This is a genomic window from Ahrensia marina (assembly GCF_001293565.1).
GTDB classification, from domain to species: domain Bacteria; phylum Pseudomonadota; class Alphaproteobacteria; order Rhizobiales; family Rhizobiaceae; genus Ahrensia; species Ahrensia marina.
Map to the genome: position 1 here is coordinate 65,423 of NZ_JXMU01000008.1, position 15,572 is coordinate 80,994.

At 51.3% G+C, this 15,572-nt stretch carries 15 protein-coding genes and 1 tRNA gene; 6 read left to right on the plus strand and 10 right to left on the minus strand.

The window, feature by feature from the left end; all coding sequences use genetic code 11:
• Positions 1-3: 3 nt before the first annotated feature.
• The 4 genes from SU32_RS06720 to SU32_RS06735 all read left to right on the plus strand — a co-directional run bounded on the left by SU32_RS06720 (position 4) and on the right by SU32_RS06735 (position 2,333).
• Entirely contained in the window at positions 4-975 is a 972-nt protein-coding gene (locus tag SU32_RS06720; RefSeq protein WP_053998589.1) for a beta-ketoacyl-ACP synthase III, read from the plus strand.
• A gap of 96 nt (positions 976-1,071) precedes the next feature.
• Entirely contained in the window at positions 1,072-1,383 is a 312-nt protein-coding gene (locus SU32_RS06725; RefSeq protein WP_053998590.1) for an integration host factor subunit alpha, read from the plus strand.
• A 71-nt stretch (positions 1,384-1,454) separates the two neighbouring features.
• Positions 1,455-2,027 (plus strand): MerR family transcriptional regulator, encoded by a 573-nt coding sequence (locus SU32_RS06730; protein WP_053998591.1) that lies wholly within the window; start codon positions 1,455-1,457, stop codon positions 2,025-2,027.
• 229 nt (positions 2,028-2,256) lie between these two features.
• Positions 2,257-2,333: transfer RNA gene (locus SU32_RS06735), tRNA-Pro, on the plus strand.
• Positions 2,334-2,337: 4 nt separating this feature from the next.
• Here SU32_RS06735 and SU32_RS06740 read toward each other — a convergent pair.
• The 4 genes from SU32_RS06740 to SU32_RS06755 form a co-directional block, all read right to left on the minus strand.
• A complete protein-coding gene (locus SU32_RS06740) occupies positions 2,338-3,597 on the minus strand; it encodes an O-antigen ligase family protein (RefSeq protein ID WP_053998592.1) in 1,260 nt (419 codons plus the stop codon).
• On the minus strand, positions 3,594-5,150 hold the full coding sequence (locus SU32_RS06745; protein ID WP_053998593.1) for an undecaprenyl-phosphate glucose phosphotransferase: 1,557 nt from the start codon (positions 5,148-5,150) through the stop codon (positions 3,594-3,596). Before SU32_RS06745 ends, SU32_RS06740 begins: the two co-directional genes overlap by 4 nt.
• Positions 5,151-5,233: 83 nt before the next feature.
• Positions 5,234-6,403, minus strand: a complete 1,170-nt coding sequence (locus tag SU32_RS06750) for a glycosyltransferase (RefSeq protein ID WP_053998594.1) — start codon at positions 6,401-6,403, stop codon at positions 5,234-5,236.
• Positions 6,381-6,950 (minus strand): polysaccharide biosynthesis/export family protein, encoded by a 570-nt coding sequence (locus SU32_RS06755; protein ID WP_053998621.1) that lies wholly within the window; start codon positions 6,948-6,950, stop codon positions 6,381-6,383. Before SU32_RS06755 ends, SU32_RS06750 begins: the two co-directional genes overlap by 23 nt.
• Before the next feature lie 264 nt (positions 6,951-7,214).
• Between SU32_RS06755 and SU32_RS06760 the strand changes: the two genes are divergently transcribed.
• Entirely contained in the window at positions 7,215-9,353 is a 2,139-nt protein-coding gene (locus SU32_RS06760; protein ID WP_053998595.1) for a GumC family protein, read from the plus strand.
• Between the two features lie 42 nt (positions 9,354-9,395).
• Here the strand turns inward: SU32_RS06760 and SU32_RS06765 are convergent, their stop codons facing one another.
• On the minus strand, positions 9,396-10,577 hold the full coding sequence (locus SU32_RS06765) for a GNAT family N-acetyltransferase (RefSeq protein ID WP_053998596.1): 1,182 nt from the start codon (positions 10,575-10,577) through the stop codon (positions 9,396-9,398).
• Positions 10,578-10,708: 131 nt separating this feature from the next.
• A complete protein-coding gene (locus tag SU32_RS06770; RefSeq protein WP_053998597.1) occupies positions 10,709-10,948 on the minus strand; it encodes a DUF2842 domain-containing protein in 240 nt (79 codons plus the stop codon).
• Between the two features lie 152 nt (positions 10,949-11,100).
• On the opposite strand from SU32_RS06770, the gene SU32_RS06775 reads away from it, so the two are divergent.
• Positions 11,101-12,195 (plus strand): COX15/CtaA family protein, encoded by a 1,095-nt coding sequence (locus tag SU32_RS06775; RefSeq protein WP_053998598.1) that lies wholly within the window; start codon positions 11,101-11,103, stop codon positions 12,193-12,195.
• Positions 12,196-12,388: 193 nt separating this feature from the next.
• Here SU32_RS06775 and argC read toward each other — a convergent pair whose 3' ends face one another.
• The 4 genes from argC to rpsI all read right to left on the minus strand — a co-directional run bounded on the left by argC (position 12,389) and on the right by rpsI (position 15,568).
• A complete protein-coding gene (gene argC, locus SU32_RS06780; RefSeq protein WP_053998599.1) occupies positions 12,389-13,315 on the minus strand; it encodes an N-acetyl-gamma-glutamyl-phosphate reductase in 927 nt (308 codons plus the stop codon).
• Positions 13,316-13,370: 55 nt separating this feature from the next.
• Positions 13,371-14,318, minus strand: coding sequence for an agmatinase (gene speB, locus SU32_RS06785; RefSeq protein ID WP_053998600.1), 948 nt, complete (start codon positions 14,316-14,318; stop codon positions 13,371-13,373).
• 65 nt (positions 14,319-14,383) lie between these two features.
• Positions 14,384-14,926, minus strand: a complete 543-nt coding sequence (locus SU32_RS06790) for a hypothetical protein (protein WP_144421058.1) — start codon at positions 14,924-14,926, stop codon at positions 14,384-14,386.
• A gap of 87 nt (positions 14,927-15,013) precedes the next feature.
• Positions 15,014-15,568, minus strand: coding sequence for a 30S ribosomal protein S9 (rpsI, locus tag SU32_RS06795; protein ID WP_053998622.1), 555 nt, complete (start codon positions 15,566-15,568; stop codon positions 15,014-15,016).
• Positions 15,569-15,572: the final 4 nt, after the last annotated feature.

Here is a 15,572-nt window from a genome sequence, read left to right on the forward strand (position 1 = left end):
CCAATGATTCGATCAGCTGTAACAGGTGTTGGTAGCGCTTTGCCAAAGCGCGTTATGCCGAATGAGGAATTCGAAAGTAAAATCGATACCACGTCGGAATGGATAGAACAGCGCACGGGCATCAAGCAGCGTTATATTGCCGGTGAAGGAGAAACATCCGCATCGCTTGGCGAGGCTGCCGCACGCGCAGCCCTTGATAATGCCGGACTGACGCCGGATGATATCGACGTAATCATCTGTGCGACCTCCACGCCCGACAACACTTTTCCGGCTACGGCGGTGAATATCCAAAACCGTCTCGGTATGAGACACGGATTAGCATTCGATGTGCAGGCTGTTTGCACCGGCTTTGTCTATGCCACAACGACTGCCGATCTTTATATTCGCGGCGGCATGGCCAAGCGCATTCTGGTGATCGGCGCTGAAACCTTCTCACGTTTGCTGGACTGGGAAGACCGCACAACCTGCGTTCTGTTTGGCGATGGCGCAGGCGCTGTTGTTCTTGAGGCCGTTGAAGGCGTCGGCCTGACGTCTGACCGCGGTATTCTGGCGGCTCATTTGCGCTCGGATGGCAGTCACAAAGAAAAGCTCTATGTTGATGGTGGCCCGTCGACAACCGGCAGTGTCGGCCATTTGCGCATGGTTGGCAGAGAAGTGTTCAAACACGCTGTCGGCATGATCACCGATGTGATCGAGGATTCATTCGAGACAGCCGGTATTACCGGTGAGCAGATTGACTGGTTTGTTCCCCATCAGGCAAACCGCCGCATTATTGATGCCTCTGCCAAGAAGCTTGGTATTCCGGCTGATAAAGTGGTGATCACCGTCGATAAGCACGGCAATACATCCGCAGCTTCCGTACCTTTGGCACTTTCCGTTGCAGTTGCTGACGGCCGCATTAAAAAAGGTGATCTGGTTTTGCTTGAAGCAATGGGCGGCGGTTTTACCTGGGGTGCAGTATTGTTACGTTGGTAACTTTATTTAGGGCTTTGCTTTTGTATTGGCCTTGATTCAATACAATAAGTTCTATAGCTTTTGCCGAGATCACGATATTTTGAGGGGAAGCGCCAAATGACGGACAAGACGTTGACACGTTCTGACCTGTCGGAGGCTGTATATCGGAAGGTGGGACTTTCCCGCACCGAGTCGGCACTGTTAGTTGAAATGATCATAGACGAGATTTGCGATGCCATTGTTCGTGGCGAGACTGTGAAGCTCTCTTCTTTTGCAACTTTTCAGGTGCGCTCAAAGAACGAGCGAATTGGCCGGAACCCCAAAACCGGTGAAGAGGTGCCAATTACGCCGCGGCGTGTTGTGACGTTTAAAGCCTCTAATGTCCTTAAAAATCATGTCATTGAAGGTTTCCGTCGTAACGCCCGCTAGTTAAGCTACGATCGGAACATTGATTCGGTTCGTATTGTGAACGAGGTTTGATTGTAGGCAGGTGTGGCAGCATGGATAAAAGTCCAGACGCGTTTCGGACAATCAGCGAAGTCGCTGATGAATTGGATTTACCTCAACATGTTTTGCGTTTCTGGGAAACGCGCTTTAGCCAGATAAAACCATTAAAACGTGGCGGCGGGCGCCGTTATTACCGGCCCGCCGATCTCGATCTCCTGCGCGGTATCCAGCATCTTCTTTATGAGGAAGGCTACACCATTAAAGGCGTACAAAAGATATTGCGCCAAAATGGTGTGCAGTTCGCGATAGCAATCGGTACGGGCGATTTGAGCGCATTGGAGGAAATGTCCAAGCGCAATCAGGAAGCTGCGCAGGCACAGGCTGAAGAAGCCGAAAAAGCTGCGCAGCAGGTGCGGGAAAACGCTGAGCGTAAAGCCGAAGTTCCGGATGACAATGTTCTAGTCGGTGAAGCAAAGCCGAAAGGTCGTGGACTGTTCAGTCGCAACAAGGGTGCGAAAGAGGATGCTGATGCCGGTGAAGGCATGAGCAGGGACAACAGAACCTTGCTGCAGGAATCTCTTTTTGACCTTCTTGAATGTAAGAGACTGCTGGACCAAGCACGTTGATATTTTTTAGAGAGGCTTAACCGGCGGTTAATATTTTACCCGTATTTTTAACTTACTGGATTTAACATCCAGCCTCTTACTCACTTGACTCAATACCGCTATCCTCCGGGTTAGCGGTATTTTTTTGCCTGACAATTACTGGACGGGTAGGTCAAAGTATTACAAGGATGGCGCGACCTAAAAAGCGGTCTTGTATGGCAGCAAAGACGCGTTTATAGCGGTGGTAAGTCGGAGCGTAGCGCAGTCCGGTAGCGCACTCGCCTGGGGGGCGAGGGGTCGTGGGTTCGAATCCCGCCGCTCCGACCAAATCTTATTGTTCGTGTATAGGTTGCTGTTGGCGTTGGTAATTGTCTTCGGCTGCGATGCAGCCCCAGATGATACCCAATAGCAAAAAGAAATGCCGCCAATGGTCTGTGTCAATCACATTGCCAATGACGATATGGCCAATAAAAACGATGTAGGTACACAGCAAATATGGTTGCCACGGGCGGTTGCGAAACAGAATTTTTAAACCAGCACCCAATGTCCAAACCATAAGGACAACATAGGCAAAAAAGCCCAGCCATGAATAATCAAACAAGGCTTTGAGCCAAATATTGTGCGTGTCTTCGCCAAACATTTTTCCGAACTCAAGAATACCAATGCCGAACGGATGTTCTGTGGCCATCATAAAGCCGATCCAGTGACGCGCAAAACGTCCCAGACGCGCGCCGTCATAATCCTGCACCAGTTGAGCACGGCTGAGAAATACATCGCGTACAACGTCGAACTGAAGCGCAACAAGAAGGGCAAGGCTAACTGTCACCAATGCGGCGGCAGCCAGCAATGTGATGCGCACACGGAAACGACCCGACGGATTGGATATAAGCAGTGCGGCCGTCAGCAATATCGCGCTTAGGACAAACAAACCCCATCCTGCGCGTGAAAACGACAGGAAGATGCCCAGCGAAAGAACAAGCAGCATCATCATTTGCGGAAGTGTTTTGGCGAACGGGCGCGTTAAAACCTGATGCAAACAATAGAGTGCCGGAAGGCATAAAAACGGGGCGAAAACATTGGGATCCTGAAAAGCGCCTTTGGCACGCCCGAAACGTAAAAACAGATCAGCCGCAGGGATGGCACCAAAATAGGCCAGAATGCCGATTGTACCGGTGATAAGCGCCGCAACCGTATAGCCCGAAAAGATGAGCGACAGCAGGCCGGGCCGCGCAGCAATAACGCTGGCAAAGAAAATAGATGTCAGGCCGAGGAAAAACGAAACAGCGACATAAATGAGAACGCTTGACCAGTTTTCCATTGTCATCATGGAGATAATGCCACCGACATTAAACAGGATTAGCAGCGCTACGAGTGGCAATGTGGATGCCGGAATTTTCAGCCCGAACAGAGCCCAGACCGCGATAAGACCGGCCATAAACAGCTCATACGGCGCCGGTTCATTGATAACAAACCCGCTTAAAAAAGTGCCCAGCCATAAAGCAAAACCGCTCAATATAGCGACAAGCGCGCGGTTTTTTTCGGCGGCAGTTAGTCCGTTAGCGGCACCGTAGTGTAAACTGGCATCGGTCAATAGGCATTATCCGATTTCGTAAATAGGCTGATGGGCGTCATGAACAATATTCGCAAATCGAACATCAAAGACCAGTTTTCGATGTAATAGAGGTCGCACTCGGTACGCATTTTGATCTTGTCATCATGATCAATTTCACCGCGCCAGCCATTGATCTGCGCCCAGCCGGTAACACCGGGCTTAACACGGTGGCGGGCAAAGTAACCGTCAACAACTTCACCATAAAGCTTTTCACGGGTCTGTGCATGGACAGCATGCGGGCGCGGGCCGACGAGAGACAGGTCACCGCGCAGCGCATTGAAGAACTGGGGTAATTCATCAATCGACGTTTTACGGATAAAACGTCCGACGGGTGTTACGCGCGGATCGCCTTTCGTTACGGCTTTTCTTGCGGTGACGTCCTGCTGATCGACATACATCGATCGGAATTTGAACACACGGATGATTTCATTGTTAAAACCGTGCCGTTCCTGAACAAATATGGCAGGGCCTTTCGATGTCAGTTTCACAGCGAGATAGGTGCCAAGCATGATAGGCGACAGCAGCGTAATGCCTAATAGAGAGAAGAAGACATCAAAGGCGCGCTTTGCAACAGAGTCCCAATCGCGGATAGGACGGTCAAATATATCAAACATGGGTATATTGCCCACATAAGAATATGTGCGCGGGCGGAAACGCAAATTGTTCGAATGCGCGGATAGCCGGATATCCACCGGCAGCACCCAGAGCTTTTTGAGCATGGCAAGAACGCGGTTCTCGGCATCAAGCGGCAGTGCGACAATCAGCATTGAAATGCGTGCGCGGCGGGAGAACTCAACGAGTTCTTCAATATTTCCAAGCTTGGGGTAACCTGCAACGACCGGCGGCGAGCGCAAATCATCACGATCATCAAAAAGGCCGCAAATACGAATGTCATTATCGGCCTGCTGTTCAATCGAACGGATCAGTTTTTCGGCCGGTTTGCCGCCGCCGACAATAACGGCGCGGCGTTCCATCACGCCATTGCGTCCCCATCGACGAACGCAAAAATTGAGCAGCAAACGCTCGATAAACAGGAATATGACGCCGCTTAGGTACCAGGAACCAAGCCAAACGCGGGAAAAATCTTCTGATATTTTTAAAAAGAATGCGCCAATCAAAAGGATTGAAAAGGTGGCGGTCCAGCCAAGAATGACTTTCGGGAAAGTGCGGAAGGAACGACGCAGTGCACTGGTTTGATAGAGGTCAAGAGCCTGAAAGAAGCCGACAGCAAGAAGAGCGCCAACGGCAGATGAAATGACATATTGCCAAAACATGCCGCCCGCCATCGGCTCCCATTTTATGCCGACATAAACGAACATGATCGTGATGCCGATTGCGAATAGAACAAGCAATTCGCCCAGACGCATAAAGCCGGTAAGCATGGCGGGAGAGACCGTATCAGCGCGATATTCAGCTGCAATGCGGGCTGCGAGATCGTTTAACTTGCCCGGTTTTACAACAAGCATTTCGCCGTCGTCATAATTGGCGACAGCGGTGCGGGAATATTTTTCTTTTGGATCCATATTGTTCATTTTTCTACGTACCCATAGGCCGGTTGTAGCGATAATAACGCCACAACCCTAAGAAACGCTTGATAAAAGCTGTGCCATTCGACTTATTTTCGTCGTGACTTTGCCTTGTGATAGGCTTCAAGCACCCAATTTGACATTGTATCGATAGAAAATTCGGCTTTTAGAGTGTCGTGATCCGGCATTCTTGACTTGAAATCTTCCGGATTTTCGAGCGCAAGCCGCATTCGCGCTGTTAAGCGGTCTACATCAGGCTCAATAAGAAAATCTTTTGCTTTTCCAAATATTTCCGGAATGCCGCCGACATTGGTGGCGATTAACGGACGCTGTGCGGCCAGCGCTTCCAGAACAATATAGGGCATCGCCTCAGCACGTGATGGCATGACAACTGTACGCGCCAGCGAAAATGCTATGCGGGCAGGCATCGGAGGCCGTAGCGTGACATTCGTTTGTAAATTACGCTCTTTGATCATGGCGTGAATGTCGTCCCGATCCGGGCCTTCGCCAATCATAACGGCGCTGATTTCCTGCGCGCCTTCAGCCTTCAGTCTGGAAAGTGCGCGCAACATAAGGTCTGGCCCTTTCAACATGCGCATTTCGCCGATGAACAGAAAGTCGGCGGCATTATCGGCCGGCGTAACAGGTTCAAATTCGTCCTCTGCCAAGCCGTTATAAATCACGCGGGAAGGGCATTTGGGTGTGCCGATCTTCTGGCGGTAAGTATTGGCTTCAAATTCCGCGACAAAACACAGGCAGTCGGTCATTCGTTCGAGTACTTTCTCGATTTGAAAATAGACTTTGCCGTTTTTGCTGGATGCATCAAAATGAAGGCTGCCGCCGTGAGGGGAGTAGAGCCGTGCAGGGCGTCCGTGGTCTGTCCGGATAATCGAGCCGCAGGCACGGGCATAGACGCCGCCTTTAGCGCCATGTCCATGCACAACATCCGGTCGTAAGTCTTTGATGAGGTTGCGGATTTTCATTGCCGAAGAAATGTCGGATGGGCCGACGCTTCTGCTCATTGCCGTGCGGGTTATGCCCAGTGAAAGATGAGGCTCAAGGCGCTCCAGCAGAGTTTCATTGTAACCTGCTGGCCCGCTGGCATCACATATGATGCCGACAGAATGGCCTAATTTGGCATGGGCAAGCGCAAGATCACGTACATGGCGCAGTACACCGCCCATGGGCGCGCGCAAAATGTGGACAATGCGTAGTGGCTCTGATTGATTCAATGTTTTAGAAAATGCGTTCGCGGACATAAATCGTGTCACCGGGCATAACCGGATCAGAAATGAGAACCCGTCCGGTCATCACTTTGCCGTTGATCTGACGTGTTATGTCAGCATTGGCTTGATTGGCGCGTGATGAGAAGCCACCGGCACCTGCCACAGCCATTTGAACAGTCATGCCGGGGCGATAAGCATATTGTCCCGATGCGCCAACTTCACCCATGACGAAAATAGTGCGGTAAGCGGCGACTTCTGCCGAAACGTCAGGATCACGTAAAAAGCCATTGCGCAACTGCGCGGCGATTGCCCCTTCAATTTGCTGAACTGTACGGCCACGTGCAGCGATTGCGCCGACAAGCGGGAACGATATATAGCCTGATTTGTCGACATTGTAAGTATTGGTCAAATCATCCTGGCCAAACACTGTAACGCGAATCTGATCTCCGGCATCCAGCATATAAGGTTGATTGATCACTTCATGAAACGCAGGCGGTGCAGGGCGGTAGCCCGTACAAGCTGTTACGCCCGCCAAGGCAACACTTAAAGCGATCATTCTCGTGGCTGTTTTCATGCTCATCATAAGACGTTCCGGTCAGAATCTGCGCACATTGCGCAATAAATCTTGAGTCCTTTATCGCGTTGTTAAGGTTAATGGCTGGTAAAAGAGTGCCCGATTAGCCGCATTTTACTTGTCGCGCAGGCACAAATGGCTGCCATGATTAATAGTTCGGTCATCTTTGCGAACAAAGCTTTAAGCGCGAATTTACTCTATAGTTACCATGTTGGTTTAGGCATGTGGGTAAGCGTATAGCAATTTGTGTTTTGAGTTGGAGTTATGAGTATGTCGGATCAAGTCCAGTCACGCGACGCCGATATTGATATGGGGCGTTTGTTCGGAGCCATATGGCGCGACAAATTCCGCATCATTGCCGTTGCGCTCATATTAACAGCTATCGTCTTCGGTCTGTTGAGTATGGTGTCTCCGAAATACAAGGCCGATGCCCGTGTCTTGTTGGATTTAAGTGAATCCGTATATACGCGCCCCGCAACAGAGAACCAGCCCGCAGACCAACCGCTCATTGATGAAGAGGGCGTTGCCAGCCAGGTTGAAATTATCCGTTCTTCTGATCTGCTTCTCAAGGTTGCCGACGAATTGAAGCTCGGCCAGTTGGAAGAGTTCGATGCAACACGCGGGATTTCCGCCCTTAAAGAAGGACTGATAACATTCGGACTGATTGCTGATCCGCGTGAATTGCCTGCAGAACAGCGGGTTTTAAAAGCGATGCGTGAGCGCCTCGAAGTTTATTCGGCTGAACCGGCCCGTGTTGTGGTGATTGAATTTGAATCGTCCGATCCCGAGCTTGCCAAAACTGTTCCCAATGCCATTGCAAAAGCTTATGTCTCACTTGAAAGCCAGTCACAGCGCGACTCAAGCGGGCAGGCGGCTGAATTTCTAGCCGCTGAAATTGCCGAACTGCAACGCGGACTGCTTGAGGCTGAACAGCGCGTGGAAGATTTCCGCGCTGCAAATGATTTGTTTGAAGGCGATAACAATGCGACATTGGCAAGCCAGCAGCTTGGTGAACTGTCATCAGAGCTTTCCCGCGTGCGCGCCGAGCGTTCAAGTGTTGAAGCACGGGTGCTTTCTGTTGAACGTGCGCTGGAAAGCGGCGCTGCGCTGGATACGTTGCCGGATGTTATTTCGTCGCCGCTCATTGAGCGTTTAAGCGAACAGCAGGTGCGTTTGAACGCGCAGATTGCCGACCTTTCCACGACATTGCTCCCGCAGCATCCGCGCATCCGTGCGCTTCGCTCGCAAGTCAATGATCTAAATGCGCAGGTTCGTGAACAGGCGCAGCGTGTGTTGCAAGGATTGCGCAACGAGGCGGCGATTAACCGCGAACGCGAACAGGAACTGATAAGCGCGTTGAACGAACAAAAAGCAGCGACGTCACAGGTCAGCGCGCAGGAAGTTGAACTGCGGGCGCTGGAGCGTGAAGCCGCGTCACAGCGCGCTCTTCTTGAAAGCTATTCAATCCGTTTTCGTGAAGCAAAATCGCGCGGCGAGCGCGAGGATGTACCGGCACAAGCGCGCATTATTTCACCGGCACTAACACCGATTGAAGCGGCGTTCCCGAAAATGATCCCGCTATTGGGTGCGACATTTGTCGGCTCGCTGATCATCATGGTTCTGGTAACATTGATGAGCGAATTGTTTTCAGGCCGTGCCCTTGTTCCGGCAGCAGGCACGGCGCAGACGCCGGTGCCTCAAAAAGACAATGTCTTGCCGATGCCTATTGCGCAGGATGTGCAGGCTCCGGTAGAGCAGGGTTTGGCACATGAAGAGGTGGATTACGCGACCGCGCAACCTGACGTTGCTAATGATAATTTTTCAGTCGCAGCGCTTGCGAACCAACTGATTGATAAGGGTGCAGGACGGGCGATTATCGTTTCACCGGAAGGTGATGCAGGCAGTATGTGCTCAGTAAGCCTTGTTCGCTATCTGGCAGATGAAGGCCTGCGTGTTGCGCTTGTGGATTTAACCGGCACGGCTGCATCGTCGCAGCACATGCTGGCCGACTTCAGGTCACCGGGTATTACCGAGCTTCTGGCATCGCAAGCCTCATATTCGGAAGTCATTCATTGTGATGCGGCAACACGCGCCCACATTATTCCAACCGGAAATGCCGATGCGGTTCTGGCCATGCGCGCCATTGACCGTTTGCCTATGATCATGGACGCTTTGAGCTCGGCTTATGATCTTGTGGTCGTTGATTGCGGTCCGACAGATGCAAGCGGTCTCAAGCGTTTGGCAACAACAGAAAGCGAGATTGTCATCGCGATGGTTGAACCCAATTCAAGTCAGGTTGTCGCGGCAGCCGAAGACTTGGTTGCCGGTGGTTATGAAGATGTATTGATAGTCACAGGCGGCGATGTCGATGCACCGTTGCCGCCAACACCAAACCGCAATCGCGCTTAAGGGCTCTTTGGTGATTGTTTTAAGTGCAGGGCGATTGATTGCTCAGCACTTAAAAAGAAGATGACCGACACGCTTGCGCAAGGCTTTTACTTTGCTCCAAACGAAAGCGTTGGTTTTGACCGCTTTTACGAGACGGCTGCGCAGGGCGCGCATGGTGGTTTTCATTTTGCCGCGTACACTTATCGGAATGTGCGTTTCGCGGTGCCAGGTTTCGATCTCGCACCAGCGGCGCTTGTAAAACTCATCGCCGACGCCAAAATCGTAAATCTCGCAGCCCTTTTCGCAGGCTGTTTCGATTGAATAGAAAAACAGCAGGTCGCCAGGTCCGCAATCGGCATATTTGTCTGCAAACGTGCCAAACTCGACGGTTTGACGACCGTCATGATATGTGCAGCCGATGATAGCGGCAGGCTCATTATTGCAATAAACAACCTGCAAAACATGCTGCGGTTGCTCCATGTCACAACTGTCGTGGAACATCTTGCTGAACATGTCGCGTACCGATTGATCGGCAAACACGTCACACAGTCCGAATTCTTTAAAGCGGGCAGCTTTCATTTCATAAAATGAAGCAAGGATGTTGTCGATATCCTCACGCGGAATACGTTCAACGTAACGCACAGGGCCGAGTGCCTCAAGTTTACGTAAATGACTGCGTTGGCGCTTGCGCTTGCGTTTGCCATGGTGGCGTTCCTGAACGCCTACAAAACCGCCCTCGAGGCTCAAGGACAAGGCGACATTCGGCCCTGTCACACTGTTTTCAAAGACAAACGGGTTTTTGATGCCGTCCCATTCACCGTGCTGGCGCTCAAGAAACAGCGCATCCGGTGCGCCCGCTATGCTTTTAAGTGCGCGTGATATTTCGGCTGGCTTGAGCGTTGATAGCGCTTGAATATCCTCGCGGCTACCAACCGGAAAATTGCCATTTGCGTGCGAGCCGCCGCAATAGCTTGCAATATTTTCGGGCGTGAACTCCAAAGGAAGCAGCACATCGCCGTGGCCGCGTTTCTTGAAAATCAGGAAGAAGGGTTTTGCTGTGTCGCTTGAAAGCCAGGCGGACAAAAAAGCTTTTGTCTGGTAGCCGGTGGAAACATTGTCGTCAGCCAGTTGCGCGACATAGGATAAAGCTTCGCTCCTGTCCGTGATGGCACGAACTGAAAATGCGGCGCGTGATCGGCTTTCTTGGCCAGTTGCGGCAATCGTATTTTCTATTGTGTAAGACATATCCAATCCTGTTCGCTCAAGGATGGCATGGCAAAGTTTCAAATGTTTTAGCTTTTTGGATTTGCTATTGGTTTCTGGCAGTTTTCACCGCATTCCTGCAAATATAGTTTTTAAATGGTTATCAAAAACACTCAATTTTTAGCGTTTCGTTTTTCTTCAGCTTCTTTTTTGCTTGGTTTGAGCATCCATGAAATGACAAACATTGCCGGAACAACCCATAAAAGTCCTGACAGGCCAAAGAATGCGAGATGCACATACCATTCGCTGTCTGCAAGGCGATAGGCGGCTACCGTTGTTGCAACCAGCGCGTATATGATAACCAACGTTACGAGAATAAGCATTCCGATAAATGATTTCAGGCGTGTCGACATACTCTGTTTCCCGATAAAGTTTTCATGCCTTGGTATCATTCCTGCGCTTAAATCCAAGGCCCAAGGGCTAAATAGTCCGCGACAAACGGCCACTTGTGTGAAGTGCGTGGATTTGCGACACATCGCTTCACTAAATTAATGGAAATAAAGACATGTCTAACGCTGCAAACACGGACCTCACGCGAGAATTAAAGAACCGCAAAATGGTGCGCCAGTGGCTTTATTTTACCGCATTGATGCTGCTCTGTCTTGTTGTTGTTGGCGGGGCGACGCGCCTGACGGATTCCGGCCTTTCCATCACCGAATGGAAACCCATTCATGGTGTTATACCGCCATTGTCGGATGCAGCATGGGAAGAAGAGCTGCAAAAATACCGCCAGATACCTGAATATCAGTTGATCAATAAAGGCATGTCCATGGATGAGTTCAAATTCATCTTCTGGTGGGAGTGGGCGCACCGTTTTCTGGCGCGCAGTCTGGGACTTGTCTTTGCGTTGCCGTTGGCATTTTTCTGGGTCACAGGCAGGCTGGATAGCCGTATCAAAAAGCCGTTATTGGGACTGTTGGCTTTAGGCGGTTTGCAAGGCTTTATCGGCTGGTGGATGGTCACATCAGGCCTAAGCGAGCGCGTTGATGTAAGCCATTACCGTTTGGCGACACATCTTTGCATGGCAGCGCTGATACTGGGGCTTATCATATGGGTTGCAAGAGGCATTGCACCGCACCGAGATGATCTGCCGCCAACGGCGAAATCTTCCTATGCAGGCGCTGCTTTGGCCGTTTTGATTTTTATCCAAATCTATTTAGGCGCACTGGTCGCCGGCATGGATGCGGGCCTCGTTTTCAATGAATGGCCGAAGATGGGCGAGGGCTATTTCCCGTCTGTCATGTGGGAGGCCTCACTTGGATGGCTCAATGTGGTTGAAAATCCGGCCATTGTGCAATTTGTCCATCGCACAGGCGCCTATGTCGTTCTGGCGGCGGTATTGCTTCATGCCATCACTTGCTGGCGCTGGGCACCGGGTTCGACACATGCATGGCGCGCAACCATTCTTTTGCTGCTGGTTATCGGTCAGGCGGTTGTGGGCATCCTGACGCTTTTAACACTGGTCCAGCTTGATTGGGCGCTTGTGCATCAAGGCTTGGCATTCATCGTGCTGGCATTTGCCGTGGCCCATTGGCGCGGCCTTGTCGGGCCGCTACCGTTAAAAGACGGGCGTGATCACACGCATGAGGTTCGATTCTAAGGCTTAGTCTTATGAGAACGTCATTCCGGACGCGCATTGCGCGATCCGGAATCCAGAACTGAGCGCAAAGAAGCTAGTCTGCTGTGTTAGAGCAACTGGGCATAAGACAGTTCTAAACTCTTATCTTGCCAGTCCACGAATCTGGATTCCGGGTTCGGCTGCGCCGTCCCGGAATGACGGGGGAATAATATCCTTAAACCATCAACATCAAATCAAGGTTTTGAACAGCCGCGCCTGATGCGCCTTTACCCAGATTATCAAGCGAAGCGACCAGATTGATCTGGCTGCCGTCATCACGCGCGCAAACATATAGCTTCATACGGTCCGTGCCTGCCATTTCAGTCGGATCAATACGCACCAGAGCGTCTGTCGCATCATTGGCAACAACTTCAACGATGTCCTGACCGGCGTAGTGGGAGGCAAAGGCGTTGTAAATTGTCTCGCGTGTTGCGCCGTTCATCGCTTGTGTGTGCAGCGGAATATTGACCAACATGCCCTGGGCAAACCGTCCGACATTAGGGGTAAGTATCGGGTCAAGTTTAAGGCCGCTGCGCGCTTTGATTTCAGGCACATGCTTGTGCTTTAGCGTCAATGCATAAGCAAAATAGGGCGATGCGATCGCGTCTTCGCGTGCAGCATCTTCCATTTGGGCGATCATCTGTTTGCCGCCGCCGGTATAGCCCGAAACCGCATTGATTGTGACAGGATAATCGTCAGGCAGCAGGCCAGCCAGGGTGAGTGGGCGCAAAAGGGCAATCGCACCGGTTGAATAACAGCCGGGGTTGGAAACATTTTGCGCGTGAATAATCTTTTCGCGCTGGCCCGGCTCGCTTTCAGCAAAACCATAAACCCAGCCATCGGCAACGCGGTGCGCGGTCGAAGCGTCAATAAAGCGCGTGCCGGAACCTTCGGCCAGAGCAACAGCCTCCCGTGCGGCATCATCTGGCAGACATAAAATCGCAATGTCGGCATCGCGCAGCATGGCTGTACGCTTCTCATTGTCGCGCCGTTCTTCCATCGCAAGGGACAGAAGGTTGATGTCCGTACGGCCGGCAAGCCGCTCTGCTATCTGCAAACCGGTTGTGCCATGCTCACCGTCGATGAAAACTGATTTGGTCATTTAGAGTCTCATTCCAAGAACTTACCCGCAAAAGCGGAATCAATGTGTGAAGCTGTTACTTGTTTTTCTGTTCCGCTAACAGGCCCAGATAATACATAGCGACAGAAGCGCCGGCGATGGCTGTAACGTCGGCATGATCATAGGCCGGTGCAACTTCCACAATGTCAGCGCCAACAATATTAAGTGAGCCAAGCTGGCGCAAAACGCCGAGCATCTTTGCGGTTGACGGTCCACCGGCAACAGGGGTGCCGGTGCCGGGCGCATAGGCCGGATCAAGGCAGTCAATGTCAAAGGTAATATAGCACGGCATGTCGCCGACACGATCTTTGATTGTCTTTACAATCTCGGCAATGCGCATTTCTTCGACATCATAGCCGTAAAGCATCTTGATGCCGCAATCTTCTGGCGCATGCGTGCGGATACCGACCTGTATAGAGTGCTCAGGATCAATTGTTTCGTCGCGCACAGCGCGTCCGACAAAAGAGCCGTGATCAATACGTTTGCCATCATCGAACCAAGTATCCTGATGGGCATCAAACTGGATAAGGGCCATTTTGCCATATTTGGCATAATGCGCTTTCAGGATTGGCCACGTCACATAGTGGTCGCCGCCGATCGTAATCAGTTTTGCACCGGTTTCGATTACTTTTGCGGCTTCTTTTTCGATCCGTTTCGGCGTCTGGCTATGATTACCATAATCCAAAAGCACATCGCCCCGGTCAACAACCGCCAGATTCTCGAACAGATCGGCATCAAACGGATATTGAGGATCATTGTCAAAAATAGCGGAAGCGCGGCGCACGGCCTGAGGGCCAAAACGTGCGCCGGGGCGGTTGGACACCGCTGCATCAAACGGAACGCCCATCACGGCAACATCAACGCCGCTCAGCGACTTGGTGTATTTCCGGCGCATGAAGGACAGCGCACCGGCGTGAGTGGGATCTTCTGCCGCCGCATTCAAATTGCGCGCGGTAAAGGCATTGTCGATTTTTGTTGAGGGCATGACGCACTGCTTTCGCTGGAATTATCTGTTTAAATTACCGCAAATACAGGGCGCTTGATATCGGATTATTTCAAAAGATCAACTGGCTCACCTGCTGCATTCAGCAGTTTGACGGCACCTTTGGCAACCGAATTGCGCCGGTCCTTGGCAAGAAGACGCGCACGTTCCGCAATCTTCGGTATCAGGGATGGGTCATCTTTGACAAAGTGCTGAAGCGTTTTCATGGTCATGTTAAGGACAATCCAATCGTCCTCTTCATGTAGCGTTACGACAAGATACTCTTTGGCCCGTTCCATCTGGTCGCCGGTCAATCGTGACCTGTATTCCAGCCATAATTGCGATAGTGTCCATTTTGTCGATGGCTGATCGATTTGCGTTATCTCGGTCATCAGCCGCTCGACATAGTCTTCAAACCATTCCGGATGCTCTTTGAAAACGCGCCTGATCGCATTGGATGTGCGCAGGCGGACAACTTCATCGTCTGAAAAGTAACACTGATAAAGCTCTTCGAAGCGCTCATGATCGTCAAGAACACATTCCACAACGTCGAGTGTGCGTCCCAACGAATTGGGATGGCCTCCGGTTAGCATGTGGCGAAATTTTTCCATGGTGAGAGCCTAGCAAAAATTTGGCATAAAAAAAGCGGGGCTGAAAAGCCCCGCTCAATACTCCTGACAATAAATGCCAGCTTGTTATTATCGTTTTGAGAACTGGAAAGAACGGCGGGCTTTTGCACGACCGTATTTCTTACGCTCAACTGTACGGCTATCACGTGTCAGGAAGCCGTCCGGCTTCAGAACGCTACGTAATGACGGCTCCATATATGTCAAAGCTTTTGAAATGCCGTGACGAACGGCACCGGCCTGACCGGAAAGACCACCACCGGCAACGCTGATGACAACGTCATATTGTGTTTCGCGGTTTGCAGCGATAAGCGGCTGCTTGATAACCATCTGCAAAACAGGGCGGGCAAAATATTCAGTAAAGTCGCGTGTCTTAACTGCTTTGACCTTTTCCTTGCGCGCTTTAGAGCGAACATCGCGTTTTTTAGGCTCACCAACGATTGTGATTTTGCCTGAACCCGGCTTCAACCAAACGCGGGCAACAGCGTCTTTACGCTTGCCGGTTGCGTAGGCGCGGCCTTGTTCGTCAACTTTTTTCTCGTAAACCGGTGCCGCTTCAGCAGCAGCTTCGGCAGAGACGGCGCCAGTTGCTGCGCCCAATTCTTCAAGTGAATTAATTTCAGCCATTTGG

Coding starts and splice junctions, on each gene's coding strand:
- speB (WP_053998600.1), bottom strand. CDS start 14,318: ATGCCCTCAACAAAAATCGACAATGCCTTTACCGCGCGCAATTTGAAT.
- SU32_RS06745 (WP_053998593.1), bottom strand. CDS start 5,150: ATGAACAATATGGATCCAAAAGAAAAATATTCCCGCACCGCTGTCGCC.
- SU32_RS06750 (WP_053998594.1), bottom strand. CDS start 6,403: ATGTCCGCGAACGCATTTTCTAAAACATTGAATCAATCAGAGCCACTA.
- SU32_RS06720 (WP_053998589.1), top strand. CDS start 4: ATGATTCGATCAGCTGTAACAGGTGTTGGTAGCGCTTTGCCAAAGCGC.
- SU32_RS06730 (WP_053998591.1), top strand. CDS start 1,455: ATGGATAAAAGTCCAGACGCGTTTCGGACAATCAGCGAAGTCGCTGAT.
- rpsI (WP_053998622.1), bottom strand. CDS start 15,568: ATGGCTGAAATTAATTCACTTGAAGAATTGGGCGCAGCAACTGGCGCC.
- SU32_RS06765 (WP_053998596.1), bottom strand. CDS start 10,577: ATGTCTTACACAATAGAAAATACGATTGCCGCAACTGGCCAAGAAAGC.
- SU32_RS06755 (WP_053998621.1), bottom strand. CDS start 6,950: ATGAGCATGAAAACAGCCACGAGAATGATCGCTTTAAGTGTTGCCTTG.
- SU32_RS06770 (WP_053998597.1), bottom strand. CDS start 10,948: ATGTCGACACGCCTGAAATCATTTATCGGAATGCTTATTCTCGTAACG.
- SU32_RS06760 (WP_053998595.1), top strand. CDS start 7,215: ATGTCGGATCAAGTCCAGTCACGCGACGCCGATATTGATATGGGGCGT.
- SU32_RS06725 (WP_053998590.1), top strand. CDS start 1,072: ATGACGGACAAGACGTTGACACGTTCTGACCTGTCGGAGGCTGTATAT.
- SU32_RS06775 (WP_053998598.1), top strand. CDS start 11,101: ATGTCTAACGCTGCAAACACGGACCTCACGCGAGAATTAAAGAACCGC.
- argC (WP_053998599.1), bottom strand. CDS start 13,315: ATGACCAAATCAGTTTTCATCGACGGTGAGCATGGCACAACCGGTTTG.
- SU32_RS06790 (WP_144421058.1), bottom strand. CDS start 14,926: ATGGAAAAATTTCGCCACATGCTAACCGGAGGCCATCCCAATTCGTTG.